Below are 25,781 nucleotides of genomic sequence, written 5' to 3' on the forward strand. Positions count from 1 at the left end.
GGAGGCTGCGGCGGTTGCGGCAGCGGCGGCGGCGGTTCGGGCTGGGGCTGCGCCTCGGCCAGCTGGGGCGGGGCGGGGGGTGTCGGCGGGGCCTCCGGCAGCGGGGGCGCGGGGCGCGGCGATTCGGCAGGGGCCGGCGGTTCGGTCACGTCGGGCACGTCGCCCTCGGGCGCGCCGGCGGCCTGGGGCGTGGGCTCGCCGCTCTCGAACACCATCTCGATCGCGGGCGAAGGCAGGTTGGAGGAGGATTCGGGCCGGTGCAGGTCCAGCAGCAGCACCGCCACCACCGCCGAATGGGTCAGCAGCGAGGCCAGGAACCACCAGGGCAGTGTGTCGCGCCCCGGGCGGCGGGGGATTCGCGCATGGTCGGGCGCGGGCCAGCTGGGGGGCTGGGGCTCCAGGCGCGGACGCGCACGTCCGCGCGCGCCGAAGCGCGGCAACAGGCTGGGGGCGGCTGGCGTCTGGCGCGCCTGCCTCGTCATGCGGTGCGGAAAGCCAGCATTGGCCCATGGATGGGCCGCCGGGGCGCTTCCCGCAAGCCGCCAGCCTGTTTCAAAGCGTTCAGCTTCAGGCGCGGGGCCGGTTCCGGGCGCCGCCCGCGTGCCCTGAAGCCGCGCGCGATGCGGCGAATCGGGGGCGATGGCCGGCATGGCCACCGCCCCCCGCCCTGGCTTAGCCCGCCGTGATGGTCAGGTTGCCCGGGTTCACCGTGACGGTGCCCGCCCCGGTGACGGAGGTGGCGGCCGACAGCGCGCCCCAGGTCAGCGGGTTGCCGCCGGCCGCGGCATCGAACAGGCCGATATGCGTCAGCGTGCCGACCGCGCCCGTGAAGGTGAAGCGCACCGCCTCGGCATTCGACTGCACGCCGGTGCCGGTGAAGGTGACGCGCTGGCGGGCATAGCCATTGCCCGAGGGCTCGCCGGTGATGCCGGTGGCGTCCGTGCCGCCGGTGCCCATGGCGCAATACACCGCCGTGGGCAGCGCGGGGGCGCGGCCGCAGAGCGAACGGCCGACCAGGTTCTTCGCGAAATCGGAAAGCGTGGACATGCGGGGGTTCCTTTCGGGGGAAGGGGGATCAGATGTCGGTGGCGGCGGCGAAGCGGGAGGGCAGGGGCTCGCCCTGCGCATCCTGGCCGGAGGGGGCGGCGCGCACGGCGCCGTAGATGGCCGGGATGCTCAGCTCGCCATCCGCCATCAGGCCCGCGGTGGCGAAGCGGAAGTTGAAGCGCGCCAGCGGGTTCTTGCCGGCCTGGCGCGCGGCCTGGTCCAGATAGCCGTGCAGCTGGGCCTCGACGACGCAGGCCGGGAAATCGGCCTGGACATGGGTCAGGCGCCAATAGGTGGCGGAGGCGCCGGTGCCTTCGACCTCGATGGGGCAGGAAAGGGCCATGGGGGGTCTCCTTGGAAACAGTGGGGGAAGGGATCAGCTGGCGGTCACGACCTCGACATCGGCGTAGCGGGCCACCCAGTTGATGGTGGTGCCGGCCGCGCCGGTGCCGCTGATGGCGATGCCGCCATTGGTGGTGTCGGCCGTGATGGTCAGGCGCCAGGCGCTGCCGGTGCCGTTGCTGGCGGTGGGTGCGATGCTGGCGCCAGCGCCTTCGAACACCGCGACGGAAGCGGCGCCCGAACCGCGCACGGCCGACAGGTCCACCAGCCACTTCGCGGCGGCCGTGCCGCCGGTGGCCTTGGCGATCACGGTCAGGCGCCCCGAATAGGCAGCGAAATCCGGCAGGTTGAGGGTGTTGGCCGTGCCGGCGGGGGTCGCGTCGGCCGTCAGCCGCGTGACCGTCGCGTCGGTGGTCTGGCGGCGCAGCACGTATTCGCCGGCCTGGGCATCGCCGGATGCCGCGATCTGACCGCTCGCCCAGGCGCCGCGGCCGTAATGGCCCCGCGTGTTGGCTTGCAGCCCGCCGAGAACCCAGGCAGCCACTCCGTTCGCGATATTGGATTGGCCACCCAACACCACGCCGTAGCTGTTATTCGCCGCATTGCCTTCACCGCCCAGCACCGCGCTGCGATTGCCCTGGGCGATATTGGAAATGCCGCCGCCAACGACCGTGTAGCCGTTGGTGGCGGAGTTGCTTCCGCCGGAAAGCACCCCGCTGTTCCCACCGCTGGCCACCTGCGTGGCGGCACCGCGGCTCGTCTGCAGATCCACCGCGTTGGCGCCGCGCGCGTTGCCGCCCGTGACGGCGTTGTCGGGGAACTGCGCCAGCAGCGCGCCGGTGCCCTTGGGCTGGCCCGCCACCGCGCTGATGTTCGCGTCGGACCCCGCGGCCTGCCAGCCGACCCGGCCGGGCGAACCCGTGGCACCGCCCACGAACTGCAGCACGTTCACGGCGCTCGGCTGGCTGAGGACCTGGGCCTGGGCGCCGCCGCCCGTCTGCAGGGAGATGATGCCGCTGCCCTTGCTCTGCATCACCATGCTGACATTGCTGTCGCTGCCGTCGGCCAGCAGATAGGGCGGGGAGCCGGTGACATTGCCGGTGACGTTGATCCGGTTGACCGTGCCGGCGGGGGTCGTCACCTCCAGCGCATGGTTGGGGCTGGCGCCCCCCAGCGTGACGGTGCCGGACTGCGCGACGCGCGCCACCTCCGCCCCATTGGCCGTCAGCGCGAGGGAGGTGCCGGTGGGGGCCGACAGGCCGGTGTTGTCCTGGCCTACCGCCAGGCCCGGCGCCGTGCCGGCCCCGGCCGGCGCGCGCATCTGCACCACGCCGTTGGTGCCACCGTTCTGCAGGATGCCGGCATAGGTGCCTTCCAGCACCGGCGGCGTGCCCAGATGCACCCGGTTCACCCCGCCCGAGGCCGCGTTGGCCACGTTGATGGCGGCCGAGCCGTTGTTGCGCGTGTTGTAGTTCACGCAGCGCAGGGCGAAGACATCGACGCGGTTGTTGAAGGCGCCGAGGCGGATGGCGCTGTCCTCCACCGTGTCCACGCGCATGTTGCCGACCTGCACCTTGCAGTTCTGCGCGCTGATCAGCAGGCCGGCGGAATCGGTGCACGGCGCGCCCGAGGCGTTCCAGCGCTCGCTCTGGGAGGTGAAGTTGGACACCAGCCCATCCACGCCCGCCGTGTCGATCAGGATCCCGTAGCGGATGAAGTCGGCATAGGCCTGGCCGATGTAGAATTTCGTGGTGTAGCCGGTGGCCCCCGCCGTGAAGCGGAACAGCGAGCGGTAGCCGAAGCCGAAAGCCTGGTCGATGAAGGGGCCGTCCACGCGCTTGAAGACCATGGCGTCGCCATTGTCCTGCTGCCAGCGCAGCACGTTGGTGTCCGAGGACCAGAACGGCCAGAAATGGATGTTGTGGTAGCGCGGCACATCGAGGGCCTGGTCCATCTCGATGCCGCAGGTGAAGACCTGGCCCCGGATGCGCCGGAAATCCGTGCGGCCGGAGTTGTAGCAGTAGAAACCCTTGTTCACCGCCGCCAGCAGGATGTTGTCGAAATCCACCCCGCCCAGGCAATCCACGATCCGGAAGAACCAGTCGTAGTTCGTGGGCGCCCAGCTGGCGTTGAAGGTGGCGCTATGGCTCTGCGTCACCGCCAGGTCCGACACCTTGGACCCGCGGGCATTGCCGGTGAAGGTGATGGGGGTGAAGCCCGTGCTGTCCACCTTCAGCCAGGTGCCGTCGCCGGGGCCGCCGCCCTCGGTGAAGCCGCCGCCGCGGATGTGCACGGTGGCGTTGCTGATGGTGATGGCGCTGGCCAGGCGATAGGTCTTGGGCGCCAGGATCACCACGCCGCCGCCATTGCCGGCCAGCGAGTTGATGGCCGCCTGGATGGCCGGCGCATCGTCGGTGATGCCGTTGCCCACCGCGCCGAAGTCACGCACATGCACGCTGCGGCCATCATGGATGGCGCTGCGCAGCTGGGCGAAGGTCGCCTTGCGGGTGGCGGGAGAGCCGGTGAGCTGGGAGATGGCCGTGACGTCGCTGTCCGCCAGCGCGGTGAGCGCTGGCAGCTGGCTGATACGAAGATCGGACATGAGGGGTTCCGTCTGCGAGAGGAAGGAGCGGGAGGCTGGGGCTCAGCTGAAGTCGCGCAGCAGGGCGTAGCCGTTCTCCATCACGATCACCGCGCCGTTCTCCTGCTGGAGGGCGTTCAGCGGCGGCGTGACGGAAAAGCTGCGGGAGACGGCGGCGATGGCCGGGTCCTGCGCGTCCTCCACCCGGATGCGATAGCCGGAGCCGACGGGGGGCACCGGCACGGCCGCGGTGGCGAAGCCGCCCGAGACGGTGACCAGCTGCGGCGTGGGCAGGATCTGGTTGCTGGCGTCGCGCACCGAGACCACCACCTGGCTGATCGGCCCTTGCACCTGGGCGGAGACGGGGATGGAGCCGCCGGTGATGAAGCCGGCCGCGAGCGGGGCCAGGACAATCGTCCTGACCACGGCGCCCACCGCCTGCACCACCGGGAAGCTCTGCGCGGCGCTGCGCAGCAGCGCGAGGGGCGAGACGGCGCCATCCAGCGTCACACCCGGGCCGGTGGCCGGGCCCGGGCGCAGCGGCAGCAGCGCCATGGCGTCGATCGTCTGCAGGATCATCAAGTCGCCGGGCTTCAGCTGGGCCGCGACCGGGTTGAAATAGCCGGCGGCCGTGACATCCGTGCGGATATCGTCCGTGCGGTAGTGCCACAGGGAGAAGCTGCTGGTCTGGATCAGCGGCGTGAGGCCGGAGGCGAGGAAGGGCATGGCGGAACTCCTGGGACGGGAGGGGCACGCGCAAAAACGCCGCCCGGGGTGAGCCGGGCGGCGTGGCGGATCTCGTGATGGGAGAAGGGGGGGAAGGGAGGTGGCGTATGGACGCACCTCACCCGTTGGCGAGGAGTGATTAGCAATATAATCCGAAACAAGTCAAGAAAAAAAGCCGCGCCATTTCGGGGCTTTCTGCGCGGGGCAGGGGGTGCGAGAAATCGGGGATGCGCCGCCTGATTCTCCTGCTGCTCACCTGTGCCGTGCTGGCCGGCCCCGCCGCCGCGCAGCCCGTGCTCAACGTCTTCAACTGGGCCGACTACATCGACCCCTACGCGATCGACCGCTTCCAGCGGGAGACCGGCATCCGCGTGCGCTACGACGTGTACGACAGCCTGGAGACGCTGGAGGCGCGGCTGTCGGCCGGGCGCTCCGGCTTCGACATCATCGTGCCGACCAGCGAGCCCAGCTTCGCGCGGCTGGTGCGCGCGGGGGCGCTGCTGCCGCTGGACCCCGCGCGGATCCCGAACCTGGCGAACCTCGACCCCGCGCTGATGGCGCGCGTGGCCGGGGTGGATGCGGGCAACCGGCATGGGGCGATCTATCTGTGGGGCACGGTGGGGCTCGGCATGCGGCCGGACCGCATCCGGGCGCTGGCGCCCGATGCGCCGCTGGACAGCCTGGCGCTGCTGCTGAACCCCGAGAACGCGCGCCGCCTCGCCCGTTGCGGTATCGCGGTGATGGACAGCGCGATCGACGTCATCCCCTCCGTGCTGCGCTTCCTGGGGCGGGACCCGAACAGCGCGGATGCCGCGGACCTCGCCGCCGCCGAGGCCGCGCTGCGCGCCATCCGCCCGCATCTGCGCAGCATCCCGGGTTCCGCCGCCATCGTGGACGCGCTGGCGAGCGGGGAGATCTGCCTGGCGCTCACCTATTCCGGCGACGTGATCCAGGCGGCGGCGCGCGCGCGGGAGGCGAACCGGGGTGTCGAGATCACCTATGCCGCGCCCCGCGAGGGGGCGCATCTGTGGTTCGATATGCTGGCCATCCCGGCCGACGCGCCGAACCCGGATGCCGCGCATGCCTTCATCAACTTCCTGCTGCGGCCCGATGTGATGGCGGGCATCACCAACCAGGTGCGCTACCCCTCCGCCGTGCCCGCCGCGCGGGCGCTGCTGCGGCCGGAGGTGGCGAACGACCCCAACATCCACCCCGATGCGGCGGCACTCGCCAACGCCTTCGTGCCCGGCACGCCGCCGCCGGCGGCCGAGCGCGCGCGTTCCCGCATGTGGTCGCGCTTCAAGGCCGGGCGTTGAGCCTCAAGGTCGAGGCGCTGGCCAAACGCTTCGGCGATGTGCCTGCGCTGGAGGGGGTGAGCCTGGAGGTGGGGCGGGGGGAGTTCGTCTCGCTGCTCGGGCGCTCGGGTTCGGGCAAATCCACCCTGCTGCGGCTGGTGGCGGGGTTCGAGGCGCCGGATGCCGGGCGCATCCTGATCGAGGGGCGGGACATGGCGGGCCTGCCGCCCCAGGCGCGGCCCTGCGCCATGATGTTCCAGTCCTATGCGCTGTTTCCGCATCTGAGCGTGCATGAGAATGTGGCCTATGGCCTGCGCCGCGCGGGCCAATACAGCGCGGCGCGGGTGGAGGAATGGCTGGCGCTGGTGGGGCTGGCGGGCTTCGGCGCGCGGCGGCCGGCGCAGCTTTCGGGCGGGCAGCAGCAGCGCGTGGCCCTGGCCCGCGCCCTGGCCCGCAAGCCGCCGCTGCTGCTGCTGGATGAGCCGCTGGCGGCGCTCGATGCCGGGCTGCGCGCGGCCACGGGTGCCGAGCTGCGGCGCCTGCAGCGCGAGACCGGCACCAGCTTCGTCATGGTCACCCATGACCAGGCGGAGGCGCTGGCCCTGTCCGACCGCATCGCCCTGCTGGAGGGCGGGCGTGTGGTGCAGATCGGCCCGCCGGATGCGGTGCATGCGCGCCCGGCCACGCGCTTCGTCGCGGAATTCCTCGGCGCCGCGAATATCCTGGAGGAAGCGGGCGCCAGCTTCGCCCTGCGCCCGGAACAGATCCAGCTGGGTGGCGACATTCCGGCCCGGGTGCTGACGCGGCAGTTCCGGGGCGAGGCCTGGATGCTGGAATGCGAAGCGGCCGATGGCCGGCGCCTGCGCGTCAGCGTCCCGGCCCAGGGGGAGGTCCCGGCCGAGGGCGATGCCGTGGCACTGGGCTGGCCGGCCTCGGCGCTGGTGCCGCTGGCATGATCCGTGCCGCGGCCGCGCTGTGGCTGGGCCTGCTGGTGGCCGCACCGCTGCTGGTGGTGGGTGCGATGTCGCTGGGCGTGCCGGCGGATGGCGTGCCGCCCTATCACATCCCGCTGCTGTCGGGCGAGGGGCTGGGCGAGGCGGAGGCCTGGTCCGTGCTGACCGAGGATGGGCATTTCCTGGGCGCGCTGTGGCGGTCGCTGTGGCTGGCCGGGATCTCGGCGGGGTGCTGCGTGGTGCTGTCCTATCCCATGGCGCTCGGGCTGTTGCGGCTGGCGCCGCGTTGGCGGGGGGCGGTGCTGGGGCTGGCGCTGCTGCCCTTCTGCGTGGGGTTCGTGCTGCGCATGGCGGGCTGGGTGGGGCTGCTGCGCGACAGCGGGGTGCTGAACCAGGCCCTGCTGGCGGCGGGGCTGATCGAGGCGCCCTTGCCCATGCTGTATTCCGACGGCGCGATGCTGGCGGGGATGGTGCATGGCTATCTGCCCTTCGCCTTGCTGCCCATCCTGGCGGCGCTGGCCGCGCGCGACAGGGCGCTGGAGGACGCGGCGGCCGATCTGGGGGCCTCGCGCCTCACCATCTTCCGCACCGTGACGCTGCCGGTGACGGCGCGGGCGGGGCTGGCGGGCTTCCTGCTGGTGTTCATCCCGGCGGCGGGGGAATTCGTCATCCCCGAATTGCTGGGCCCGCCCGAGGCGCTGCTGGCCGGCCGCGCCATCTGGCAGGAGTTCTTTTCCTCCCGCGATTGGCCGCTGGCGGCGGCGGCTTCCGTCGCGCTATTGGGGGTGCTGCTGGGGCCGATGCTGCTGTGGCAAAGGGCGCAGCGGTGACGCGGTTCGTGCTAGTCCTGGCGCTGCTGTTCCTGTGGGCACCGGTGGTGCTGCTGGCGGGCTTCGCGTTTTCCGATGCGCGGCAGCCCTTCCTGTGGGGCGGGTTTTCCCTGCGCTGGTTCCACGCCCTGGCGGGCAATGCGCGCCTGCTGGAGGCCGCGGGCCTGTCGCTGCTGATCGCGGCGGGGGCGGCCACGCTGGCGGTGCTGGCCGGCGGCGCGCTGGGCTGGGTGCTGGCCCGGCAGGGGCGCTTCACCGGGCGGCCGCTGTTCGGCGCGCTCGCCGCCGCGCCCCTGGTGCTGCCGGAGGTGGTGAGCGGCCTGTCCCTGCTGCTGCTGTTCGTGGTGCTGGAACACCTGACCGGTTGGCCGCGCGGCCGGGGGGCGGGGACGGTGCTGCTGGCCCATGCCAGCCTGGGGGCGGCCTATGTCGCGGTGCTGGTGCAGGCGCGGCTGGCGGCGCTGGGCCGGGTGCTGGAGGAAGCGGCGGCCGATCTCGGCGCCGGGCCCTTCACCCTGTTCCGCACTATCACCCTGCCGCTGATGCTGCCCTCGCTGGCCGCCGGCTGGGGGCTCGCGGCGTTGCTGTCATTGGATGACGTGGTGCTGGCCAGCTTCACCGGGGGGCCGGGGGCCACCACCCTGCCGGTGCTGCTGTTCAGCCAGCTGCGCATGGGCCCGACGCCGGAGGCCAATGCCCTGGCCGCCCTGCTGCTGGCGGTGGCGCTGCCGCTCGGCGCCGTGTTCTGGTGGTGGAAAGGCCGGTCGCGGTGATCGTCCATCCGGTTTGCATCCCTTGAGATGCATCCGCGTTGCAGGGCTGTACTGTCATCAAGCCAGGGCCTCCATTGCCTCCTGAAATGTCACTATCCCTGCCATAATCGTTCCGGAGAATCCCGATGAGCACGATGGCCGGCCAAGAGGCCCCCGCACCCGAGCACGACACCCGAAAACGCGTGATGGCCATCGTGGCCGGATCCTCCGGCAATCTCGTCGAGTGGTATGATTTCTACGCCTACGCCTTCTTTTCCCTGTACTTCGCGCATGTGTTCTTCCCCCGCGACAACCCCACCGTGCAGCAGCTGAGCGCCGCCGGCGTGTTCGCCGTGGGCTTCCTGGTGCGCCCGGTCGGCGGCTGGCTGTTCGGCATGCTGGCGGACCGCAAGGGCCGGCGCTTCTCCATGATGCTGTCGGTGCTGATGATGTGCGGCGGCTCGCTCGTGATCGCGATCCTGCCGGGCTACGACCAGATCGGCGTCGCGGCCCCCGTGCTGCTGCTGCTGGCGCGCATGTTCCAGGGCGTGTCGGTGGGCGGCGAGTACGGCACCTCCGCCACCTACATGAGCGAAGTCGCCACCTCCCGCCATCGCGGCTTCTTCTCCTCCTTCCAGTACGTCACGCTGATCGGCGGGCAGCTGCTGGCGGTGCTGGTGGTGGTGGCGCTGGAACAGACGGTGGGCGAGCAGGCGCTGCGCAACTGGGCCTGGCGCATTCCCTTCTTCATCGGGGCGCTGGCCGCGCTGGTGGCGCTGTTCCTGCGCCGCAACCTGCATGAGACGAGCAGCAAGGCTGACCTGGCGAAGAAGGATGCCGGCTCCATCCGCGCGCTGCTGCAGCACCCGCGCGCGGTGCTGGTCACGCTGGGCCTGACGGCCGGCGGCAGCCTGTGCTTCTACGTCTTCACCACCTACATGCAGACCTATCTGGTCAACACGGTGGGCTACCCGGCCAGCAGCGCCAGCCTGCTGATGACGGCGGCGCTCTTCCTGTACATGTGCATGCAGCCGGCCTTCGGCGCCCTGTCCGACCGCATCGGGCGGCGCCTGCAGCTGATCATCTTCGGCGTGCTGGGCACGGTGGGCACCATCCCGCTGCTGACCGCCATCGCCGGCAGCGGCGGCAGCCCGGCGCTGACGCTGGGCCTCGTGCTCGTGGCCCTCGCCGTGGTCAGCCTCTACACCTCCATCAGCGGCGTGGTGAAGGCGGAGCTGTTCCCCGCCGAGGTGCGCGCCCTGGGCGTGGGCCTGTGCTACGCCATCGCCAATGCGGTGTTCGGCGGCAGCGCCAACTATGTCGGCCTGCGCTTCAAGGCCGAGGGGCATGAGGGCTGGTTCTACTGGTACATCGCCGTCATGGCGGCGGTGGCGCTGGTCTCGGTGGTCGCCATGCATGACCCCCGCAAGCTGGGCCACATGGAACACGACCCCCGCTAACCCCCTGGGGCTGCCACCGGCAGCCCCCCTTGCCCGATCAGCCAGGCCAGGCGGTGGCGCAACGCCGCCCTGGCATGGGCCCGGGCCGCTTCTTCGGCCGCAGCCTGGTCCCGCCGGGCCAGGGCGGCCACCAGCGCCTGATGCTCCGCATGGGCCTGCTCCGCCCGCCCGCCCTGGGTGAGCAGTGATGGCAGCAGCGCCATGGTGGCGCCCAGCTGCTCCAGCGATTTCAGCAGATAGCGGTTGTGCGCGGCCAGATACATCAGCCCATGCAGGCGCTGGTTGATGGCGGCCAGGCGGGGTGCGTCGCTGAAGGCCGCGGGTTCGTCCGCCACCACCTCCTCCATCGCCGCCAGCTCCGTCACGCTGGCGTGCTGGGCGGCCAGGCGCGCGGCGGCACCTTCCAGGATCTCGCGCATCACATACAGTTCGACCACGCCCGAATGGTCGGGCCGGGTCACGGCCAGGGCGCCGCCCTCGCGGTTCAGCAGCCCCTCGGCCTCCAGCCGCGCGATGGCGCGGCGGATCGGCGTGCGGGAGACGCCGAACCGCCCGGCCAGCTCGGTCTCCGTCAGGCGCAGCCCGGGGCTGAGGCTGCCGCTGGCGAGGGCCGCGCGCAGCAGCGTGTAGGTCTGTTCGGCGAGATCGGAGCTCATGGGCGCCTTTTCGCATCTGGACAGGGCTGGATACAAGTGGATACAAAAGCCCCATGCCCGACTTCGACAAACTCTGGGATGTGCTGGTGGTGGGCGGCGGCAATGCCGCGCTCTGCGCCGCCATCACCGCCCGCCGCGCCGGTGCCTCCGTGATCGTGGCGGAGCACGCGCCCAAGCACATGCGCGGCGGCAATTCCCGCCACACCCGCAATGTGCGATCCCTGCATCCGGCCCCCACCGATGTGCTGACGGAATCCTATCTGGAGGACGAGTACTGGGACGACCTGCTGCGCGTGACCAAGGGCCGCACGGATGAGCACCTGGCCCGCACCTGCATCCGCGCCAGCCAGCACGCGCCCGATTTCCTGAAGAGCTGCGGCGTGGTGTTCCAGCCCAGCCTGTCGGGCACGCTGTCGCTCAGCCGCACCAACGCCTTCTTCCTGGGCGGCGGCAAGGCGCTGGTGAACGCGCTGTACCGCACGGCCGAGGCGCTGGGCATCGAGCTGCTCTATGACGCGGAGGTGCAGCACATCGCCATGGAAGGCGGCCACGCCACCGAGGCGATCGTGAACCACAAGGGCTTCCCGCAGCGGGTGCGGTTCAAGGCGGTGATCGCGGCCTCGGGCGGGTTCCAGGCCAACCGGGAATGGCTGCGCCAGTACTGGGGCGACGCCGCCGACAATTTCCAGATCCGCGGCACCCCCTATGCCCAGGGCAAGGTGCTGAAGGACCTGCTGGCGCAGGGCGTGCAGGAGGTGGGCGACCCCACCCAGTTCCACGCCGTCGCCAACGACGCCCGCGCCCCCATGGAGGATGGCGGCCTGGCCATGCGGCTGGACTGCGTGCCGTTCTCCGTCGTGGTGAACGAGAATGTCGAGCGCTTCTACGATGAGGGCGAGGATACCTGGCCCAAGCGCTATGCCATCTGGGGCCGGCTGATCGCGCAGCAGCCCAACCAGCGCGCCTTCGCCATTTCGGACGTAAAGGCGATCAACGACTACCTGCCCAGCGTGTTCCCGCCCATCCGCGCCAATACCATCGGCGAGCTGGCGCGGGAGCTGGGGCTGGATGCGGAGAAGCTGATCCGGGTGGTGGCCGACTACAACGCCGCCGTGCGCCCCGGCACCTTCAACGGCCAGAAGCTGGACGATTGCTCCACCGAGGGGCTGACGCCGCCGAAATCCCACTGGGCACGGCTGATCGACACGCCGCCCTTCCACGCGCATCCGCTGCGCCCGGGCATCACCTTCACCTTCCTGTCGGTGAAGGTGAACGACCGCGCGCGGGTGGTGATGGCCGACGGCACGCTGGCCAGCAACCTGCTGGCCTGCGGCGAGATCATGTCCGGCAATATCCTGGGCCAGGGCTACCTGGCCGGCTTCGGCATGGCGATCGGCACCAGCTTCGGCCGCCTCGCCGGCGAGGAAGCCGCCAAAGCCGTGCTCAATTGAGGGCCATCCGATGAACGTCGAGACCGAAGCCACCGCCGATGCCCGGCGGCAGATGGCCATCTGCAACGCCTGCCGCTATTGCGAGAGCTATTGCGCGGTGTTCCCGGCCATGTCGATGCGCCGCGATTTCTCGCTGGGCGACATCACGCACCTGGCCAACCTCTGCCATGGCTGCAAGGGCTGCTACCACGCCTGCCAATACGCGCCGCCGCATGCCTTCGGCGTGAACATCCCCGCGACCTTCGCCGAGGTGCGGCAGGAAAGCTATGCCGCCTATGCCTGGCCCGAGGGCGCGGGCCAGTTCTTCCAGAAGAACGGCACGCTGGTGACGGCGGCGGCCGTGATCGGCGCCACGCTGGCGCTGCTGCTGTCGGTGCTGCTGGTCGATCCCGCCGTGCTGACCACGGCGCAGCGCGGGGCCGGTGCCTTCTTCCGCGTGGTGCCGCACGGGCTGATGATCACGCTGGGCTTCGGCACCTTCGGCTGGGCGATCCTGGCCATGACCATGGGCGGTATCCGCTACTGGCGCGGCACCGGGGCGGGGGCCTCGGCGCCTGGCCCCTATGCCGCGGCGGTGGCGGCGCATGACATCGCCACGATGCGCAACCTCGGCGGTGGCGGCCATGGCTGCAATGACGAGGATGACAGCTTCTCGATGCAAAAGCGCTGGTTCCACCAGGCGCTGTTCGGCGGCTTCATGCTGTGCTTCGCGGCCACCTGCGTGGGCACCATCTATCACTACTTCCTCGGCTGGCGCTCGCCGCACGCCTTCCTCAGCTTGCCGGTGCAGCTGGGCTTCTGGGGCGGGGTGTTCATGTGCATCGGCAGCATCGGCCTGACGCGGCTGAAGATCATCACCGACCCGGTGCCGGTGGCGAAGAAGCTGCTGGGGGGCGAGTTCGCCATGCTCGGCCTGCTGTTCCTGATCGCCGCCACCGGCCTGCTGCTGCTGGGCCTGCGGCATACCGGGGCGATGGGGCCGCTGCTGGCGCTGCATCTGGGGCTGGTGTTCAGCTTCTTCCTCGTCATGCCCTACAGCAAGATGGTGCATGGGGTGTATCGCGGGCTGGCCCTGCTGCGGCACGCGGCGGAGAAGCGGAAAGGGTAGCAAGGCGAGGGGGCGCCGCCCCCTCGATCACACCCTTCGCCCGGCGTAGAATGCCCTCAACGCATTGAGAGGCATCGAGCATGACGGACATCGCCATCGGCACCAGCGAGGAATTGCTGGAGGAACTGCGCGGCTGGGTCGAGATGGAGACCCCCAGCACGGACGCCGCCGCGGTGAACCGCCTGCTGGACAAGGCCGAGGCCGGGCTGCGCGCCGCGGGCGCCACCATCGAGCGCATCCCCGGCCGCGACGGCTTCGGCGACACGCTGATCGCGCGCACCAACACCGGCAGCGGCAATGCGCCGGTGGTGGTCTCGGGCCATGTGGACACGGTGTGGGACATCGGCCACCTAGCCACCGACATGCCCTTCCGCGTCGAGGGCGACCGCGCCTATGGCCCCGGCATCTACGACATGAAGGCCGGCAGCTTCCTGGCCTTCAACGCCGTGCGCGCCATCCTGACGCAGAAGATCCCGACCAACCGCCCCATCACCCTGCTGCTGACCCCGGATGAGGAGGTGGGCAGCCCCACCAGCCGCGCGCCCATCGAGGCCGAGGCCGCCCATGCCGCCGCCGTGCTGATCCCCGAGCCCGCCGGCGGGCCCAATGGCTGCGCCGTGACCGCGCGCAAGGGCACCGGCCGCTTCACCATCAAGGTGCAGGGCCGCAGCGCCCATGCCGGCGGCAACTGGACCGAGGGCCGCAGCGCCACCGTGGCGCTGGCCAAGCTGATCCTGCAGGTGCACGCCATGACCGACCTGGAACGCGGCGTGACCACCAATGTGGCGCCGATCTGGGGCGGCACGCGCGCCAATGTGGTGGCGCCGGAGGCCGGCTGCCATGTGGACCTGCGCGTGGCCGCCCCCGAGGACGGCGCGATCTTCGCCCAGAAGATCAAGGACCTCGCCTATGAGGAGGACGGCATCGTGGTGACGGTGACCGGCCAGATGAACCGCCCGCCCATGGCCGAGAGCCCCGAGGGCCTGCGCGTGTACGAGGCGGCGAAGGCCATCGCCGCCAGGCACGGCTATGACCTGCCGAAGCAGTATCGCGGCGGCGGCTCGGACGGCAATTTCACCGCCGCGATGGGCATCCCGACGCTGGATGGGCTGGGCTGTTCCGGCCATGGCGCGCATGCGCCGGAGGAGCATATCCGGTGGAAGGAGCTCTCCCAGCGCGGCAAGACGCTGGCGGACCTGCTGCGCACGCTGTGATCCGGCGCGCCGTCCTCGCGGCGCTGCTGCTGGCGTCCCCCAGCTGGGCCCAGCCCCCATCCCAACCCTTGGGCCATGGCGGGCCGGTGCGGGCGCTGGCGGTGGGGCCGCTGGGTGCGGCCAGCGGCGGGCTGGACCAGGCCGTGATCTTCTGGGCGCCGGATGGCACGGCGCGCCTGGCCGCGCGCTGGCACCGGGGCGCGGTGGAGGCGATGCTGGCCATCCCCGGCGCCGGTTTCGCCAGCGCCGGAGAGGACGGCCGCATCGCCCTGTGGCCCCCCATCGGCGCGCCGGCGCCCGATGCGGTGCTGGAGGGGCATGAAGGCCCCGTGACGGCCCTGGCCAGCGCCGGGGTGGTGATCGCCTCGGGCGGGTTCGACGGCACGGTGCGGATCTGGCGCGCCCCGGGCGATGCCGATGTGCTGCGCGGCCATCAGGGGCCGGTTTCCGCGTTGGTCTTCGGCCCGCGCGGCCTGGTCAGCGGCGGGCAGGATGGCACGCTGCGCCTGTGGCCCTCGGGCGAGGTGCTGGCCGAATTCGGCCTGCCGGTGACCGCGCTGGCCGCTCTGCCGGAGGGCGTGGCCGCGGGCGGCGCCGATGGCGTGGTGCGCCTGCTGGAACCCGGCGGCACGCGCGAACTCGCGATCGGCCAGCGCCCCATCGTGGCCTTGGCCGTGCGGGCCGGCCTGCTGGCGGCCAGCGGCGTGGGCGGCGACGTGGCGCTATGGGAATGGGCCCCCGGCCGCCTGCTGCGCGTGCTGGAGGGGCCGGGCCTGCCGGTCTGGTCGCTGGGCTTCGCCCCGGATGGCACTTTGTGGACCGGGGGCGCCGATGCCGTGCTGCGGCGCTGGAACCCGCTGACCGGCCGCCCCGTTTCGGAAACCCCCGCCGCCGCGCCCTTGCCCCCGGGGCTGGACCCGGAGGGCGCGCGGGTGTGGCGCGCCTGCCAGGCGTGCCACGCGCTGCGGGCCGACGCGCCGCCGATGGCGGGCCCGCATCTGCGGGGGCTGTTCGGCCGGCGCATGGGCAGCGTGCCCGGCTATGCCTACTCCGAGCGCCTGGCGCAGGGGGACATCACCTGGAACGAGGCGACGGTGGCCGAACTGTTCACCCAGGGCCCGGACGTGTTCACGCCCGGCACCCGCATGCCGGTGCAGCGGCTGAACGACCCGGCCGAGATGGCCGCGCTGCTGCGCTTTCTGCGTGAGGCGACGCGCTGAAGGCGGGGGCTTTGCCCCCGGAGCCCCCACCGAGGGGCTCTGCCCCTCGGCTCCCCGCCAAAGGCCGAAAGGCCCTTGGAACCCAGGAGTTTGGCGTTTCATCCTGGCAGGTGGGGCACCAATTTTATATTAAAAATCAATAGGAAGTGCGTTTCCAAGGCTTGGCGCCAAACTGCTCTAGGTCCAGGACCGAGCACGGTCCTGGCGGGGGTCCAGGGGGCGGCGCCCCCTGGTGGGGGTTCACGGGGGCGACGCCCCCGTTCGCTTCCCTCGGGCTTCCCTCACACAATCCCAGCCACATCCACCACGCAGGCGTGCCGGTCCGCCAGCGCTGCCAGCTCCGCCCGGTGCAGGTCCTCCGCCTTTACCACGCCGCCCGCCAGCGGCAGGTCGCGCGTGGCGCAAGCGTCGCCCGCCACGGTGATGCCGTGCCCCAGGTCCAGCGCCGCGCGCACGGTGGAGGAGACGCAATTGTGCGTCATGAACCCCAGCACGATCAGCTTCGCGGGTTCCGCCTCCAGCAGCTCCGCCAGCGGCGTGCCGGAGAAGGCGTTGGGGCGCGGCTTTTCCACCACCGCCTCGCCGGGGGCGGGTTCCAGCCCGGCGATGAAGGCGCCGCGATGCGCCGCGCGGTCGAAGGGCCCGCCCGGCCCGCCTTTGTGCGCCACATGGACGATGCGCGCCCCGGCGGCGCGGGCGGCGGCCAGCAGGGTCTTGGCGCGTTCCACCGCCTGCGCCGCGCCGGTCAGGGCCAGCGGGCCTTCCAGATATTCGTTCTGGTAGTCGATCAGGATCAGGCTCGCCTCGGCCAGGGGCGGCGGGGTGGGGATTCGGCCGGCGAGTTCGAACAGGGTGAAGGCTGGCATGGGGTGCTCCTGTGTTGAGGCGCATCCTATGCTCTGCGAATTCGCCGCAGAATCGGCGATTTTTGGAGGGTATCCTGCATGAACGCAGAAAGCTGGGCCGATCTGGAGCTGCTGGACCACATCCTGCGCGGCGGCAGCCTGAGTGCCGCCGCCCGCAGCCTGGGGGTGGACCAGACCACGGTCGCCCGCCGCCTGGCCGCGCTGGAACGCCGCTGCGGCATCGCCCTGCTGGAGCGCTCGGGCCATCGCCTGGCCCCCGCCCCGGCGCTGGAGGGCGTGCTGGGCCGGCTGCGCGCCATGTCGGAGGAAGCGGCCATGGCCATGGCCGCGCTGCGCCGCGCGCAATCGGAACTGCGCGGCCATGTGCGGCTGACCAGCGTGGGTTTCGTGCTGGCGCGCATCCTGGCCCCGGCGCTGGGCCGGCTGGCCGCCGCGCACCCCGGCATCACGCTGGAGATGGTAGCCGACGACCAGCCGCTGAGCTTCGCCCGGCGGGAGGCGGATATCGCCCTGCGCCTGGGCGACCGGGCGGAAGCGGAGGCACGGATCAGGCGGCTCGGCACGCTGCCCTTCGGCCTGTATCGCCCAGTGGGCGCGCCCGGGGACGGCCCGGTGGTGCGCTATACGGAGGGGCTGGCCCATCTGCCGGAGATGCTGGCGCTGGATGCCGCCTGCCCGGGTGCCAGGGTGGCGCTCGCCTGCGACCGGCTGGATGTGCTGGCCGAGGCCGCGCTGGCCAGCGGGGCAGGGGTGATGCTGCCCGAGATGATGGCAGCGAAGGACCCGCGCTTCCGCGCCATGGGCGTCAGGGGGGAACGCCCGCTCTATCTGCTGCTGCACCCGGACCGTGCCCGGGTGCCCAGCGTGGCGCGCGTCGCGGAGTGGGTGGAGGCGGCCTACGCCGCGGCCACGTAGCGCTCCACAGACAGGTCGGCGCTGTCGATGCCCGGCGTCTTGCCGTCGATGATATCGGCCAGCAGCCGGCCGGAGCCGCAGGCCATGGTCCAGCCCAGCGTGCCGTGGCCGGTGTTGGTGAACAGGTTTTTGATCGGCGTGTCGCCCACGATCGGCGTGCCGTCCGGCGTCATCGGGCGCAGCCCGGTCCAGAAGCTGGCGGCCGCGATGTCACCGCCATCGGGGAACAGGTCGCGCACGGAATATTCCAGCGTCTCCCGCCGGGGGCGGCGCAGCGTGTGGCTGAAGCCGGCCAGCTCCGCCGTGCCGCCCACGCGGATGCGGTCGCCGAGCCGGGTGATGGCGACCTTGTAGGTCTCGTCCATCACGGTGGAGACCGGCGCCGCGTCCGGGTTGGTGATCGGCACGGTGATGGAATAGCCCTTCACCGGATAGACCGGCAGGGTGATGCCCAGCGGGCGCACCAGCGCGGGCGAATAGCTGCCAAGGGCCAGCACATAACGGTCGGCCGTCAGCACGCCCTGGTCGGTGCGCACGCCGGTCATGGCGCCCGCTTCCGTCTCCAGGGCCTGGATGTTCACGCCGTAGCGGAACTTCACCCCGCGCTCGGCGCACAGGGCGGCCAGCCGCTGGGTGAAGATATGCGCGTCGCCGGTTTCGTCGCCCGGCAGGCGCAGCCCGCCCACGAACTTCTCCTTCACCCGCGCCAGCGCGGGTTCGGAGGCGATGCAGCCCGCATTGTCCAGCACCTCGAACGGCACGCCATAGGCATCGAGCACCGCCGTGTCGTCGCCCACATGGTCCAGCTGCTGCTGGGTGCGGAACAGCTGCAGCGTGCCGCCCTCACGGTGGTCATAGGCGATGCCGGTCTCGGCGCGCAGCTCCTTCAGCATGTCGCGGGAGTATTCGGCCACGCGCACCATGCGGGATTTGTTGATGCGATAGGCGGCCTCGGTGCAATTGGACAGCATGCGCGCCAGCCACCAGGCCAGCCGCCCCTCGGGGTTCGGCCAGATCACGAAGGGGCGGTGGCGCATCATCAGCCATTTCAGCGCCTTGAAGGGCACGCCCGGGCCCGCCCAGGGGGCGGAATAGCCGGGCGAGACCTGGCCCGCATTGGCGAAGCTGGTTTCCAGCCCCGCGCCCGGCTGGCGGTCCAGCACCTCCACCTCATGCCCCGCGCGGGAGAGATACCAGGCGGTGGTGGTGCCCACCACGCCGCTGCCGAGGATGAGGATCTTCATGAGGGTTCAGGCTTCCGCTGCGATGTAGCGCCGGTGGTAACGCCGGCCGAGGCTGGTCAGGATTTCGTAGCCGATGGTGCCGCAATCGGCGCCCACGGCGTCGATGTCGCGCTGCGGCCCGATCAGGGTGACGAGGGCGCCTTCATGCAGCGCGCCCTCCGGCAGGGCGGAGGCATCGAGGATGATGCTGTCCATCGACACCCGGCCGAGCACGGGCAACGGCACGCCCGCGAACCAGGCGGCCCCGGTGTTGCTGCCGGCGCGCGGATAGCCGTCGGCATAGCCCACCGCGATGGTGGCCAGCCGCGCGGGCCCCGCGGTGCGCGCGGTGTGGCCATAGCCCACCGGGGTGCCGGCCGGCACGTCGCGCAGCTGGATCACGCGCGCATCCAGCCGCACCACCGGGCGCATCGGGTTCATCTCGCCGGGGGAGGGGTTCACGCCATACAGCGCGGCCCCCGGCCGGGCCATCTGGTAATGGAAATCCGGCCCCAGGAAGATGCCGGAGGAGGCCGAGAGGCTGGCGGGCAGCGGCGGCAGCAGGGCGCGCAGCGCATCGAAGCGCGCGCGCTGGGCGGCGTTGGCGGGGTGCCCCGGCTCATCCGCGCAGGCCAGGTGGGACATGACGCCGCGCGGGTCGATGGCGGCCAGCGCCCGGCCATCGGCGATGGCGGCCTTGAGGTCGGCCTCGGTGAAGCCGAAGCGGGCCATGCCGGTGTCGATCTGGATTAGCGCCGGCAGGCGGCGGCCGCGCGCCACCCCCAGCGCGGCCCAGGCCGCGAGCTGGCCCGGGCTGTTCAGCACCGGGATCAGGTCATGGGCCGCGCATTCGGCCTCGGTGCCCGCGAAGCAGCCGTGCAGCACATGGATGCGCGCGCCGGCCGGCACATGGGCGCGCAGGGCGATGCCCTCATGCAGATGCGCCACGAAGAAGTTCTCGCAGCCGGCGGCGGCCAGGGCCGGGGCCACCTGCGCGGCACCCAGCCCATAGGCATCGGCCTTGAGCACGGCGGCGCAGGCGGCGCTGCCCAGCCGGGCCTGCAACAGCCGCCAATTGGCCTGGATCGCGCCCAGATCGATGGAGAGCACGGCGCCCGCGCGCATCTCCGCGGCATCCGGAAGGGCGGAGGAAGGGTAGGGCGCGGTGCTGTCGGGCATGGGCGGCTCGGTTCTGCGGTGCGGCAAAAGGCTACCGGCTGGGGCGCACAATGTCGCGGCGAAGTTTCGCAGATTCTTGCGAATGGGGTGGGTTTGTGCAATTTTCCGCACCCATATTCGCAGGTTTCACCAGCCATGGAACTGGACAGCATCGACGAGCGAATCCTCGGCCATCTGCGCGCCGATGGCCGCATGAGCAACGCCGACCTGGCGGCGGCGGTGGGGCTGTCGCCCTCCGCCTGCCTGCGCCGGGTGCGGGCGCTGGAAAGCCGGGGGGTGATCCGCGGCTATACCGCCATCCTCGATGCCCGGCGTGCCCGGCAGGGCATCGTGGTGTTCGTGCAGATCTCCCTGGAGCGCCAGACCGACGATTGCCTGGGCCGCTTCGAGAAGGCGGCCCGCCGCTGCCCCGAGATCCGCGAATGCTACCTGATGACCGGGGTGGCGGATTACCAGCTGCGCCTGGTGGTGGCGGACATGACGGAATACGAGCGCGTGCACCGCGACGTGCTGTCGGCCCTGCCGGGTGTCGCGCGCATCCAGTCCAGCTTCACCATCCGGGCGGTGATCCAGCCGATGGAAGGCTAGACCTTCACCCCGGCCGCAGCGCCGGGCATTCGCTCTCGGCCGCCGGGCGGAAGGCCTCGTCGCCGGGGATGGTCTTCACCACCTCCAGCAGGTCCCATTCCCCGCGCGACTGGTCCGGCCGTTTCGCCCGCATCAGGTACATGTCGCGGATGATCCGCCCATCCTCCCGGATGCGGCCGTTGCGGGTCATGAAGTCATTGATGGGGGTGGCCCGCATCTTCGCCATCACGGGTTCGGCCGCATCGGTGCCGGCATCGCGGATCGCGTTCAGGTAATGCGTCACGGCGCCCCAGATGCTGGCCTGGAACATCGTGGGCGGCTTGCCATGGATGCGCTGGAACCGGGTGGCGAAGGCGCGGGTCTGGTCGTTCTGGTCCCAGTAATAGGCTTCGGTGAAGACCAGCCCCTGGGCGGTGTCCAGGCCGATCGCCTTGATGTTGGTCAGCAGGCACAGCAGGGCCGCGGGCTGGATGCCCCGGCGCAGCAGGCCGAATTCGCCCATCTGCTTCACCGCGTTGATCAGGTCCGTCCCCGCCACCGCCAGCCCCACGGCATTCGCGCCCGAGGATGCGGCGCGCAGCAGATGGGCGGAGAAATCGGCCTCGTTCAGCGGGGCGCGGCTGGTGCCCACCACCTCGCCGCCCAGCGCGCGCACCACCGCCGCGCCATTGGCCTCCAGCGAATGGCCGAAGGCGTAGTCGGAGGTGATGAAGTACCACTTCCGCCGCCCCTCCGCGATCATGGCGGAGACGGTGCCGCGCGCCAGCGCGTAGTTGTCGTAGGTCCAGTGCAACCCGTTCGGCGTGCAGCCGCGCCCGGTCAGGTCGGTGGTGCCGGCGGCGATCGAGACATTGATCTTGTTCTTCTCGCGCGTCAGCTGCTGCACGGCGAGGGCCACGGCCGAATTGCCGATGCCGAAGATGGCGTCCACCTTCTCCTGGTCATACCAGCGGCGCGCCATGCCGAGCCCCACATCGGGGCGGTTCTGCATGTCGCCGAAGACCAGCTCGATCGGCGCGCCCAGCACGCGGCCGCCGAAATCCTCGATGGCCATGCGCGCGCCGACCACATCGCCCATGCCCTGCTGGTCGGCGAAGGGGCCGGACATGTCGTCCATCACGCCGATCTTCACGACATTGTCCGAGGCTTGGGCGGAGGCGCGCGACGACAAAGCGGCGGCGGCCAGGCCGCCTGTCAGCAGGCGGCGGCGAATGGGGAGCATGGGCGTTTCCTCTCCTCGACGGCCCTCTTGATCGGGGCGCGTTCCTGGAAAGGGTATCATTGCGGGTTTGCTGAGGCGTGGCCAGGGGCGTTGCCCCCTGCCGGCGACCTCCGAGGATCAAAGATCCCCCCATCCCCGAACGCCGCGCGCACGAAGCGCGCCAGGGCCCGCACCGCCGGCCGGCTGGCGGGGCCTGGGGCCGCCGCCAGCACCAGCCGGGTCGGTTCCAGCCGCCGGTCCAGCGGCACGCCGGTGATGCGGCTGCCGTCGATGGCGTAGGGGGTTTCGGGCTGCACGTTCTGGATGGTCCAGCCCAGCCCGTTGCCCACCAGGCCGCGCAGCAATTCCTGGCTGCGGCTGCGGAAGGCGATGCGCGGCGTCAGCCCGCAGGCGCGGAACAGGCCCTGGAAGTAGTCGCGCGAATGCGGCAGGTCGAGCAGCAGATAGGGTTCCTCGATCAGCTCCTCCAGGCCCAGGCTGCCGCGCCGCGCTAGGCGGTGGTGCAGCGGCAGCACCACCACGGGGGCCAGCATCGCCACGGGGGTGACGACCAGCCCCTCCGGCAGGCCGAAATCATAGGTCAGGGCGATTTCGGTGCGCCCGGCCTCCAGCGCCGCCAGCACCTGGTCGTGGTCGCCTTCCTCCACGCGGATGGACACGCGCGGCGCCCCCCGCCCGAAGCCGGCCAGGATGGAGGGCAGGTAGCGCGGCGCGATGGTCAGGAAGCAGCCCATGGAGACCTCGCCGGCCAGTTCCTCGCCCAGCGCGGTGGCGGAATGCATGAAGTCCTCGGCGTGGCGCAGCAGCAGCCGGGCCTCGGCCACCACGCGGGTGCCGGCGGGGGTCAGGGTCACGCCGCGGGCGTGGCGGCGCAGGAACAGGGCGATGCCCATCTCGCGCTCCAGCCCCGCCACCGCCTCCGACAGGGAGGGCTGGGAGACGTTGAGCCGGCGGGCGGCGGCGGTCAGGGATTGCGCTTCCGCAACCGCGACCAGGTAGCGCAGTGCCCGCAGGGAGAGGTTTCCGATCTGCATCGGTGATTCCTATGCAAAAGCCCGGAAAACAATATTTCCCCGATATGAAGTGCCCCTGCAATCCTGCGCGCCAGTATCAGGAGCGTAACGATGATCCGCACCGGCGAAGACTACCGCGCAGGCATCCGCGACGGCCGTGAGGTCTGGGTCGAGGGCGAGCGCGTGAAGGACGTGACCACCCACCCCGCCTTCAAGCCCATCATCGACGTGAAGGCGCGCATGTACGACATGGCGCATGAGGCGAAGTTCCAGGATGCCCTGACCTATGAGGAAGGCGGTGCCCGCCACAGCGTGTTCCAGCAGCCCCCCCGCACGAAGGAGGACTGGCAGCGCAAATGGCATGCCGTGGACCTGCTGCTGAACGACATCGGCGGCGTGGCCACGCGGCTGGGCGACGAGACGGTGGGCGAGATGTGGTCCCTGCAGGATGGCCGCGACATCCTGGCCGAGATCGACCCGCGCTTCGCCGACAACATCGATGCCCATATCCGCCGGGTGGTGGAGCTCGATCCCTTCCATGTCTCCGCCAACACGGACCCCAAGGGCGACCGGTCCCTGTCGCCGGCCGAGCGCGACCCGGACATGATGATCCGCGTGGTGAAGGAGACCGACGCCGGCATCATCATCCGCGGCGCGAAGTTCGAAACGGCGGCGGCCTATGCCGACCAGGCCTATCTGAAGCCCACCGTCGGCGCCTGGACCAGCGAGGCCGAGAGCCCGCACGCGGTCGGCTGCATCGTGAAGATGGGGGCGCCCGGCGTGCGCCACATCTGCCGCATGCCCTATGCCAACCGCGCGCCCGCCCAGGACATCCCGCTCGCCTCCCGCTTCGATGAGGTGGAGGCGCTGGTGGTGTTCGACGATGTGCTGATCCCGTGGGAGGACGTGTTCTTCTACCGCCACACCCGGGCCGCGCAGCAGGTGCGCGCGACCCTGCACCGCTACAGCGCCTTTCCCTATGTGCTGCGCATTCTCTACGTGGCCGACATGATGATCGGCGCGGCCATGTGGAACGCCAGGCAGACGGGCCTGGAGAAGCTGCAATCGGTGCAGGAGAAGCTGGCGGACCTGGCCGTGTACCGGGAGGGCATCCGCGCGCACCTGACGGCCTCCATCGCGCTGGCCGAGACCTCGCCGGCCGGGCTGCTGATGCCCAACCAGTCCATTCTCTATGCCGGGCGCGTGCTGGCCTGCAGCCAGCTGCCGGCGATGATGCACGCGGCGCGGGAGCTGATCGGCGGGCAGATCTGCGTGACGCCGGAACTCGCGCAGTTCCAGGGCGGCGCCGGGCATTGGCTGGAGAAGTTCTACACGCTGAACCAGGAATGGGGCGCGGAGGATCGGCGCAAGCTCCTCGCCTTCGCGCGTGACCTGCTGAACAGCGACTATGCGGGCCACCGCCTCGCTTTCGTGCAGTTCGCGCAGGCGCCGCACTTCAACCACCTGAATGCCGTCTACAAGAATTTCGACTTTTCAGGCCCACTGGATTTCGTCCGCCGCAGCGCCGGCATGTCGGACCGCATCCTGGGTGAGGCCGCCAAGAGCAAGGACAGGAACTGATGCCCACGCATACCCGCATCCGCGCCTTCAACACGAAGGACGCCTACCCCGAGCAGAAGCTCGACAACGACGTGTGCATGGCCGTGCGCGCGGGCAACACCGTGTACCTGCGCGGCCAGACCATGATGGACCTGGACGGCAATCTGGTGGGGGTGGGCGACCCCGCGGCCCAGGCGGACAACGCCATGCGCTGCGCCGAGATCCTGCTGAAGGAGGCGGGGTCGGAGCTGTCGCACATCGTCAAGATCGTGATCTACATCACCGACCGCGCCTATCGCGAGCCGGTGTACCAGACCATCGGCCGCTGGCTGAAGGGCGTGTTCCCGGTCAGCACCGGCATCATCGTGAACGGGTTGGCCAAGCCCGAATACATGATGGAGATCGACATCATCGCCGAGATCCCTGCCTGAACGCGCCTTTGGGTCCGGCGGGAATTTTCAACCGGGCTCAATTTTGCACTTTTAGTGGGGCTGAAAGTCATTTTACTTTCATTTACCGGACGAGAGGAGGCATAGAATGGTCGAGATCACCCGGCGGCGCGCCGCGCTGCTCCCTGTGGCTGCCCTGGCGGCGCCGCATATCGCCAATGCCCAGGCGGGGCGCATCTCCGTCTCGATCTGGGGCGGCTCCTGGCGGGATATGGTGCAGAACGCCATCGCCGCGAAGTTCACGCGCGAAACCGGCGCCACGGTGGAATTCCAGACCGGCGGCACCATCGACCGGCTGAACCGCGCGAAGCTCGCCAAGGGCAGCCCGGAAAGCGACCTGACCTTCACCACCTCTCATGTCGGCTGGCTGTACCAGAGCGACGACCTGTTCGAGACGCTGGACACCTCCCGCATCCCGAACGCGGCGAACCTGGTGGAGCAGGCCAAGATCAGCCCGGGCCATATCGGCACCTGGGCCTATGTCTACACCATCGGCTACCGGCCGGACCTGCTGCCGGGTGTCACCTTCGGTTCCTGGAACGACCTGTGGGCGCCGAGCCTGCGCGAGAAGCTGGCCGCCCCGGACTGGGACCCCTCCCACCTCATCGCGGTGGCCGCCAAGCTGTCGGGCGCCGATGCCGCCACCTGGGAGCGCGGGCAGGACAAGCTCCGCGCGCTGAAGCCCAACTTCAAGGCCTTCTACACCAATGACGCCAATGGCCAGCAGCTGCTCGCCAGCGGCGAGACGCCGGTGCAGGTCATCCTGTCCATGAACGCGCATCACCTGGTGAACCAGGGCATGAACGTGCGCCTGTCCATCCCGCAGGAGGGCGGCGTGCTGGGCGTGGATACGGTCGCCATCATGAAGGGCAGCCGGCGCCAGGAGTTGGCCTACAAGTTCATCAACACCTGCCTCGACCCCGAGGTGCAGGCCGCGATCGCCAATGACAAGAAGGGCTCGCCCACCGTCACCAACGCCCGGCTGGACCCGGCGGTGGCCGCGCTGCCCGGCGTGTTCACCACCCCCGAGCAGTGGCGCACCCAGGCGCTGATCATCGACCACCGCCTGCGCGCCGAGAAGACCAACGAATGGCGCCGTTGGTTCCAGGAAAACATCATCGCGCGCTGAGC

Annotated in this window: 25 protein-coding genes; 14 read left to right on the forward strand and 11 right to left on the reverse strand. The window is 70.7% G+C overall.

All coding sequences use genetic code 11. The annotated features are described in order from the left end of the window. The 5 genes from GT007_RS09100 to GT007_RS09120 all read right to left on the reverse strand — a co-directional run. The coding region (locus GT007_RS09100) for a hypothetical protein (RefSeq protein ID WP_408015538.1) at nucleotides 1-482 on the reverse strand (482 nt) is incomplete at its 3' end. A 190-nt stretch (nucleotides 483-672) separates the two neighbouring features. Further along, complete coding sequence (locus tag GT007_RS09105; RefSeq protein ID WP_160121292.1) at nucleotides 673-1,047, reverse strand: phage tail fiber protein; 375 nt, start codon at nucleotides 1,045-1,047, stop codon at nucleotides 673-675. Nucleotides 1,048-1,075: 28 nt separating this feature from the next. Continuing rightward, nucleotides 1,076-1,390 carry a hypothetical protein gene (locus GT007_RS09110; RefSeq protein WP_160121293.1) on the reverse strand — a complete coding sequence of 105 codons (315 nt, stop codon included), beginning with the start codon at nucleotides 1,388-1,390 and terminating at the stop codon, nucleotides 1,076-1,078. 33 nt (nucleotides 1,391-1,423) lie between these two features. Next, nucleotides 1,424-3,991: a glycosyl hydrolase family 28-related protein gene (locus tag GT007_RS09115; protein ID WP_160121294.1), complete on the reverse strand. Its 2,568-nt coding sequence runs from the start codon at nucleotides 3,989-3,991 to the stop codon at nucleotides 1,424-1,426. Between the two features lie 42 nt (nucleotides 3,992-4,033). Then, nucleotides 4,034-4,696 carry a hypothetical protein gene (locus GT007_RS09120; RefSeq protein WP_160121295.1) on the reverse strand — a complete coding sequence of 221 codons (663 nt, stop codon included), beginning with the start codon at nucleotides 4,694-4,696 and terminating at the stop codon, nucleotides 4,034-4,036. 227 nt (nucleotides 4,697-4,923) lie between these two features. Here GT007_RS09120 and GT007_RS09125 point away from each other — a divergent pair, with 227 nt between their 5' ends. From GT007_RS09125 to GT007_RS09145, 5 genes are all read left to right on the forward strand, one after another. After that, a complete protein-coding gene (locus tag GT007_RS09125; protein ID WP_160121296.1) occupies nucleotides 4,924-6,012 on the forward strand; it encodes an extracellular solute-binding protein in 1,089 nt (362 codons plus the stop codon). Then, nucleotides 6,009-6,947, forward strand: a complete 939-nt coding sequence (locus GT007_RS09130) for an ABC transporter ATP-binding protein (RefSeq protein WP_160121297.1) — start codon at nucleotides 6,009-6,011, stop codon at nucleotides 6,945-6,947. The genes GT007_RS09125 and GT007_RS09130 overlap by 4 nt, the downstream gene beginning before the upstream one ends. Beyond that, on the forward strand, nucleotides 6,944-7,774 hold the full coding sequence (locus GT007_RS09135; RefSeq protein WP_160121298.1) for an ABC transporter permease: 831 nt from the start codon (nucleotides 6,944-6,946) through the stop codon (nucleotides 7,772-7,774). The genes GT007_RS09130 and GT007_RS09135 overlap by 4 nt, the downstream gene beginning before the upstream one ends. Further along, the gene (locus GT007_RS09140; RefSeq protein WP_160121299.1) at nucleotides 7,771-8,547 is read left to right on the forward strand and encodes an ABC transporter permease subunit; all 777 of its coding nucleotides are present in this window, start codon (nucleotides 7,771-7,773) and stop codon (nucleotides 8,545-8,547) included. Before GT007_RS09135 ends, GT007_RS09140 begins: the two co-directional genes overlap by 4 nt. Nucleotides 8,548-8,672: 125 nt before the next feature. Then, nucleotides 8,673-9,986 carry an MFS family transporter gene (locus tag GT007_RS09145; RefSeq protein WP_160121300.1) on the forward strand — a complete coding sequence of 438 codons (1,314 nt, stop codon included), beginning with the start codon at nucleotides 8,673-8,675 and terminating at the stop codon, nucleotides 9,984-9,986. Here GT007_RS09145 and GT007_RS09150 read toward each other — a convergent pair. Beyond that, a complete protein-coding gene (locus GT007_RS09150; protein ID WP_160121301.1) occupies nucleotides 9,983-10,642 on the reverse strand; it encodes a GntR family transcriptional regulator in 660 nt (219 codons plus the stop codon). The genes GT007_RS09145 and GT007_RS09150 overlap by 4 nt on opposite strands. Nucleotides 10,643-10,695: 53 nt before the next feature. On the opposite strand from GT007_RS09150, the gene tcuA reads away from it, so the two are divergent. The 4 genes from tcuA (at nucleotide 10,696) to GT007_RS09170 (ending at nucleotide 15,635) form a co-directional block, all read left to right on the forward strand. Further along, nucleotides 10,696-12,093 carry an FAD-dependent tricarballylate dehydrogenase TcuA gene (tcuA, locus tag GT007_RS09155; RefSeq protein ID WP_160121302.1) on the forward strand — a complete coding sequence of 466 codons (1,398 nt, stop codon included), beginning with the start codon at nucleotides 10,696-10,698 and terminating at the stop codon, nucleotides 12,091-12,093. 10 nt (nucleotides 12,094-12,103) lie between these two features. Beyond that, on the forward strand, nucleotides 12,104-13,201 hold the full coding sequence (gene tcuB, locus GT007_RS09160) for a tricarballylate utilization 4Fe-4S protein TcuB (protein ID WP_160121303.1): 1,098 nt from the start codon (nucleotides 12,104-12,106) through the stop codon (nucleotides 13,199-13,201). A gap of 80 nt (nucleotides 13,202-13,281) precedes the next feature. After that, the gene (locus GT007_RS09165; protein ID WP_160121304.1) at nucleotides 13,282-14,415 is read left to right on the forward strand and encodes a M20 family metallopeptidase; all 1,134 of its coding nucleotides are present in this window, start codon (nucleotides 13,282-13,284) and stop codon (nucleotides 14,413-14,415) included. Beyond that, complete coding sequence (locus GT007_RS09170; RefSeq protein WP_160121305.1) at nucleotides 14,412-15,635, forward strand: c-type cytochrome; 1,224 nt, start codon at nucleotides 14,412-14,414, stop codon at nucleotides 15,633-15,635. The genes GT007_RS09165 and GT007_RS09170 overlap by 4 nt, the downstream gene beginning before the upstream one ends. A 281-nt stretch (nucleotides 15,636-15,916) precedes the next feature. On the opposite strand, the gene GT007_RS09175 is transcribed toward GT007_RS09170, so the two are convergent. Further along, entirely contained in the window at nucleotides 15,917-16,501 is a 585-nt protein-coding gene (locus GT007_RS09175) for a cysteine hydrolase family protein (RefSeq protein ID WP_160121306.1), read from the reverse strand. Nucleotides 16,502-16,579: 78 nt separating this feature from the next. Here GT007_RS09175 and GT007_RS09180 point away from each other — a divergent pair, with 78 nt between their 5' ends. Then, nucleotides 16,580-17,416, forward strand: coding sequence for a LysR family transcriptional regulator (locus tag GT007_RS09180; protein WP_160121307.1), 837 nt, complete (start codon nucleotides 16,580-16,582; stop codon nucleotides 17,414-17,416). Here GT007_RS09180 and GT007_RS09185 read toward each other — a convergent pair. After that, nucleotides 17,398-18,660 (reverse strand): D-amino acid dehydrogenase, encoded by a 1,263-nt coding sequence (locus GT007_RS09185; protein WP_160121308.1) that lies wholly within the window; start codon nucleotides 18,658-18,660, stop codon nucleotides 17,398-17,400. The genes GT007_RS09180 and GT007_RS09185 overlap by 19 nt on opposite strands. Nucleotides 18,661-18,666: 6 nt before the next feature. Further along, nucleotides 18,667-19,818 (reverse strand): alanine racemase, encoded by a 1,152-nt coding sequence (gene alr, locus GT007_RS09190; protein WP_160121309.1) that lies wholly within the window; start codon nucleotides 19,816-19,818, stop codon nucleotides 18,667-18,669. Between the two features lie 135 nt (nucleotides 19,819-19,953). Between alr and GT007_RS09195 the strand changes: the two genes are divergently transcribed. Next, nucleotides 19,954-20,406: an Lrp/AsnC family transcriptional regulator gene (locus GT007_RS09195; protein ID WP_160121310.1), complete on the forward strand. Its 453-nt coding sequence runs from the start codon at nucleotides 19,954-19,956 to the stop codon at nucleotides 20,404-20,406. A 4-nt stretch (nucleotides 20,407-20,410) separates the two neighbouring features. Here the strand turns inward: GT007_RS09195 and GT007_RS09200 are convergent, their stop codons facing one another. Both GT007_RS09200 and GT007_RS09205 read right to left on the reverse strand, forming a co-directional pair. Beyond that, nucleotides 20,411-21,628: an ABC transporter substrate-binding protein gene (locus GT007_RS09200; RefSeq protein WP_160121311.1), complete on the reverse strand. Its 1,218-nt coding sequence runs from the start codon at nucleotides 21,626-21,628 to the stop codon at nucleotides 20,411-20,413. Between the two features lie 56 nt (nucleotides 21,629-21,684). After that, nucleotides 21,685-22,662, reverse strand: a complete 978-nt coding sequence (locus GT007_RS09205; protein ID WP_160121312.1) for a LysR family transcriptional regulator — start codon at nucleotides 22,660-22,662, stop codon at nucleotides 21,685-21,687. 90 nt (nucleotides 22,663-22,752) lie between these two features. Between GT007_RS09205 and GT007_RS09210 the strand changes: the two genes are divergently transcribed. The 3 genes from GT007_RS09210 to GT007_RS09220 all read left to right on the forward strand — a co-directional run bounded on the left by GT007_RS09210 (nucleotide 22,753) and on the right by GT007_RS09220 (nucleotide 25,779). After that, nucleotides 22,753-24,222 (forward strand): 4-hydroxyphenylacetate 3-hydroxylase family protein, encoded by a 1,470-nt coding sequence (locus GT007_RS09210; RefSeq protein WP_160121313.1) that lies wholly within the window; start codon nucleotides 22,753-22,755, stop codon nucleotides 24,220-24,222. Next, a complete protein-coding gene (locus GT007_RS09215) occupies nucleotides 24,222-24,632 on the forward strand; it encodes a RidA family protein (RefSeq protein ID WP_160121314.1) in 411 nt (136 codons plus the stop codon). Before GT007_RS09210 ends, GT007_RS09215 begins: the two co-directional genes overlap by 1 nt. Before the next feature lie 106 nt (nucleotides 24,633-24,738). Continuing rightward, complete coding sequence (locus tag GT007_RS09220) at nucleotides 24,739-25,779, forward strand: ABC transporter substrate-binding protein (protein ID WP_160121315.1); 1,041 nt, start codon at nucleotides 24,739-24,741, stop codon at nucleotides 25,777-25,779. Nucleotides 25,780-25,781 lie beyond the last annotated feature (2 nt).

Source organism: Rhodovarius lipocyclicus (genome assembly GCF_009900765.1).
Classification (GTDB): Bacteria; Pseudomonadota; Alphaproteobacteria; order Acetobacterales; family Acetobacteraceae; genus Rhodovarius; species Rhodovarius lipocyclicus.

Coding starts and splice junctions, on each gene's coding strand:
- tcuB (WP_160121303.1), top strand. CDS start 12,104: ATGAACGTCGAGACCGAAGCCACCGCCGATGCCCGGCGGCAGATGGCC.
- GT007_RS09115 (WP_160121294.1), bottom strand. CDS start 3,991: ATGTCCGATCTTCGTATCAGCCAGCTGCCAGCGCTCACCGCGCTGGCG.
- tcuA (WP_160121302.1), top strand. CDS start 10,696: ATGCCCGACTTCGACAAACTCTGGGATGTGCTGGTGGTGGGCGGCGGC.
- GT007_RS09145 (WP_160121300.1), top strand. CDS start 8,673: ATGAGCACGATGGCCGGCCAAGAGGCCCCCGCACCCGAGCACGACACC.
- GT007_RS09150 (WP_160121301.1), bottom strand. CDS start 10,642: ATGAGCTCCGATCTCGCCGAACAGACCTACACGCTGCTGCGCGCGGCC.
- GT007_RS09135 (WP_160121298.1), top strand. CDS start 6,944: ATGATCCGTGCCGCGGCCGCGCTGTGGCTGGGCCTGCTGGTGGCCGCA.
- GT007_RS09110 (WP_160121293.1), bottom strand. CDS start 1,390: ATGGCCCTTTCCTGCCCCATCGAGGTCGAAGGCACCGGCGCCTCCGCC.
- alr (WP_160121309.1), bottom strand. CDS start 19,818: ATGCCCGACAGCACCGCGCCCTACCCTTCCTCCGCCCTTCCGGATGCC.
- GT007_RS09195 (WP_160121310.1), top strand. CDS start 19,954: ATGGAACTGGACAGCATCGACGAGCGAATCCTCGGCCATCTGCGCGCC.
- GT007_RS09125 (WP_160121296.1), top strand. CDS start 4,924: ATGCGCCGCCTGATTCTCCTGCTGCTCACCTGTGCCGTGCTGGCCGGC.
- GT007_RS09205 (WP_160121312.1), bottom strand. CDS start 22,662: ATGCAGATCGGAAACCTCTCCCTGCGGGCACTGCGCTACCTGGTCGCG.
- GT007_RS09120 (WP_160121295.1), bottom strand. CDS start 4,696: ATGCCCTTCCTCGCCTCCGGCCTCACGCCGCTGATCCAGACCAGCAGC.
- GT007_RS09175 (WP_160121306.1), bottom strand. CDS start 16,501: ATGCCAGCCTTCACCCTGTTCGAACTCGCCGGCCGAATCCCCACCCCG.
- GT007_RS09220 (WP_160121315.1), top strand. CDS start 24,739: ATGGTCGAGATCACCCGGCGGCGCGCCGCGCTGCTCCCTGTGGCTGCC.
- GT007_RS09210 (WP_160121313.1), top strand. CDS start 22,753: ATGATCCGCACCGGCGAAGACTACCGCGCAGGCATCCGCGACGGCCGT.
- GT007_RS09105 (WP_160121292.1), bottom strand. CDS start 1,047: ATGTCCACGCTTTCCGATTTCGCGAAGAACCTGGTCGGCCGTTCGCTC.
- GT007_RS09180 (WP_160121307.1), top strand. CDS start 16,580: ATGAACGCAGAAAGCTGGGCCGATCTGGAGCTGCTGGACCACATCCTG.
- GT007_RS09185 (WP_160121308.1), bottom strand. CDS start 18,660: ATGAAGATCCTCATCCTCGGCAGCGGCGTGGTGGGCACCACCACCGCC.
- GT007_RS09215 (WP_160121314.1), top strand. CDS start 24,222: ATGCCCACGCATACCCGCATCCGCGCCTTCAACACGAAGGACGCCTAC.
- GT007_RS09165 (WP_160121304.1), top strand. CDS start 13,282: ATGACGGACATCGCCATCGGCACCAGCGAGGAATTGCTGGAGGAACTG.
- GT007_RS09200 (WP_160121311.1), bottom strand. CDS start 21,628: ATGCTCCCCATTCGCCGCCGCCTGCTGACAGGCGGCCTGGCCGCCGCC.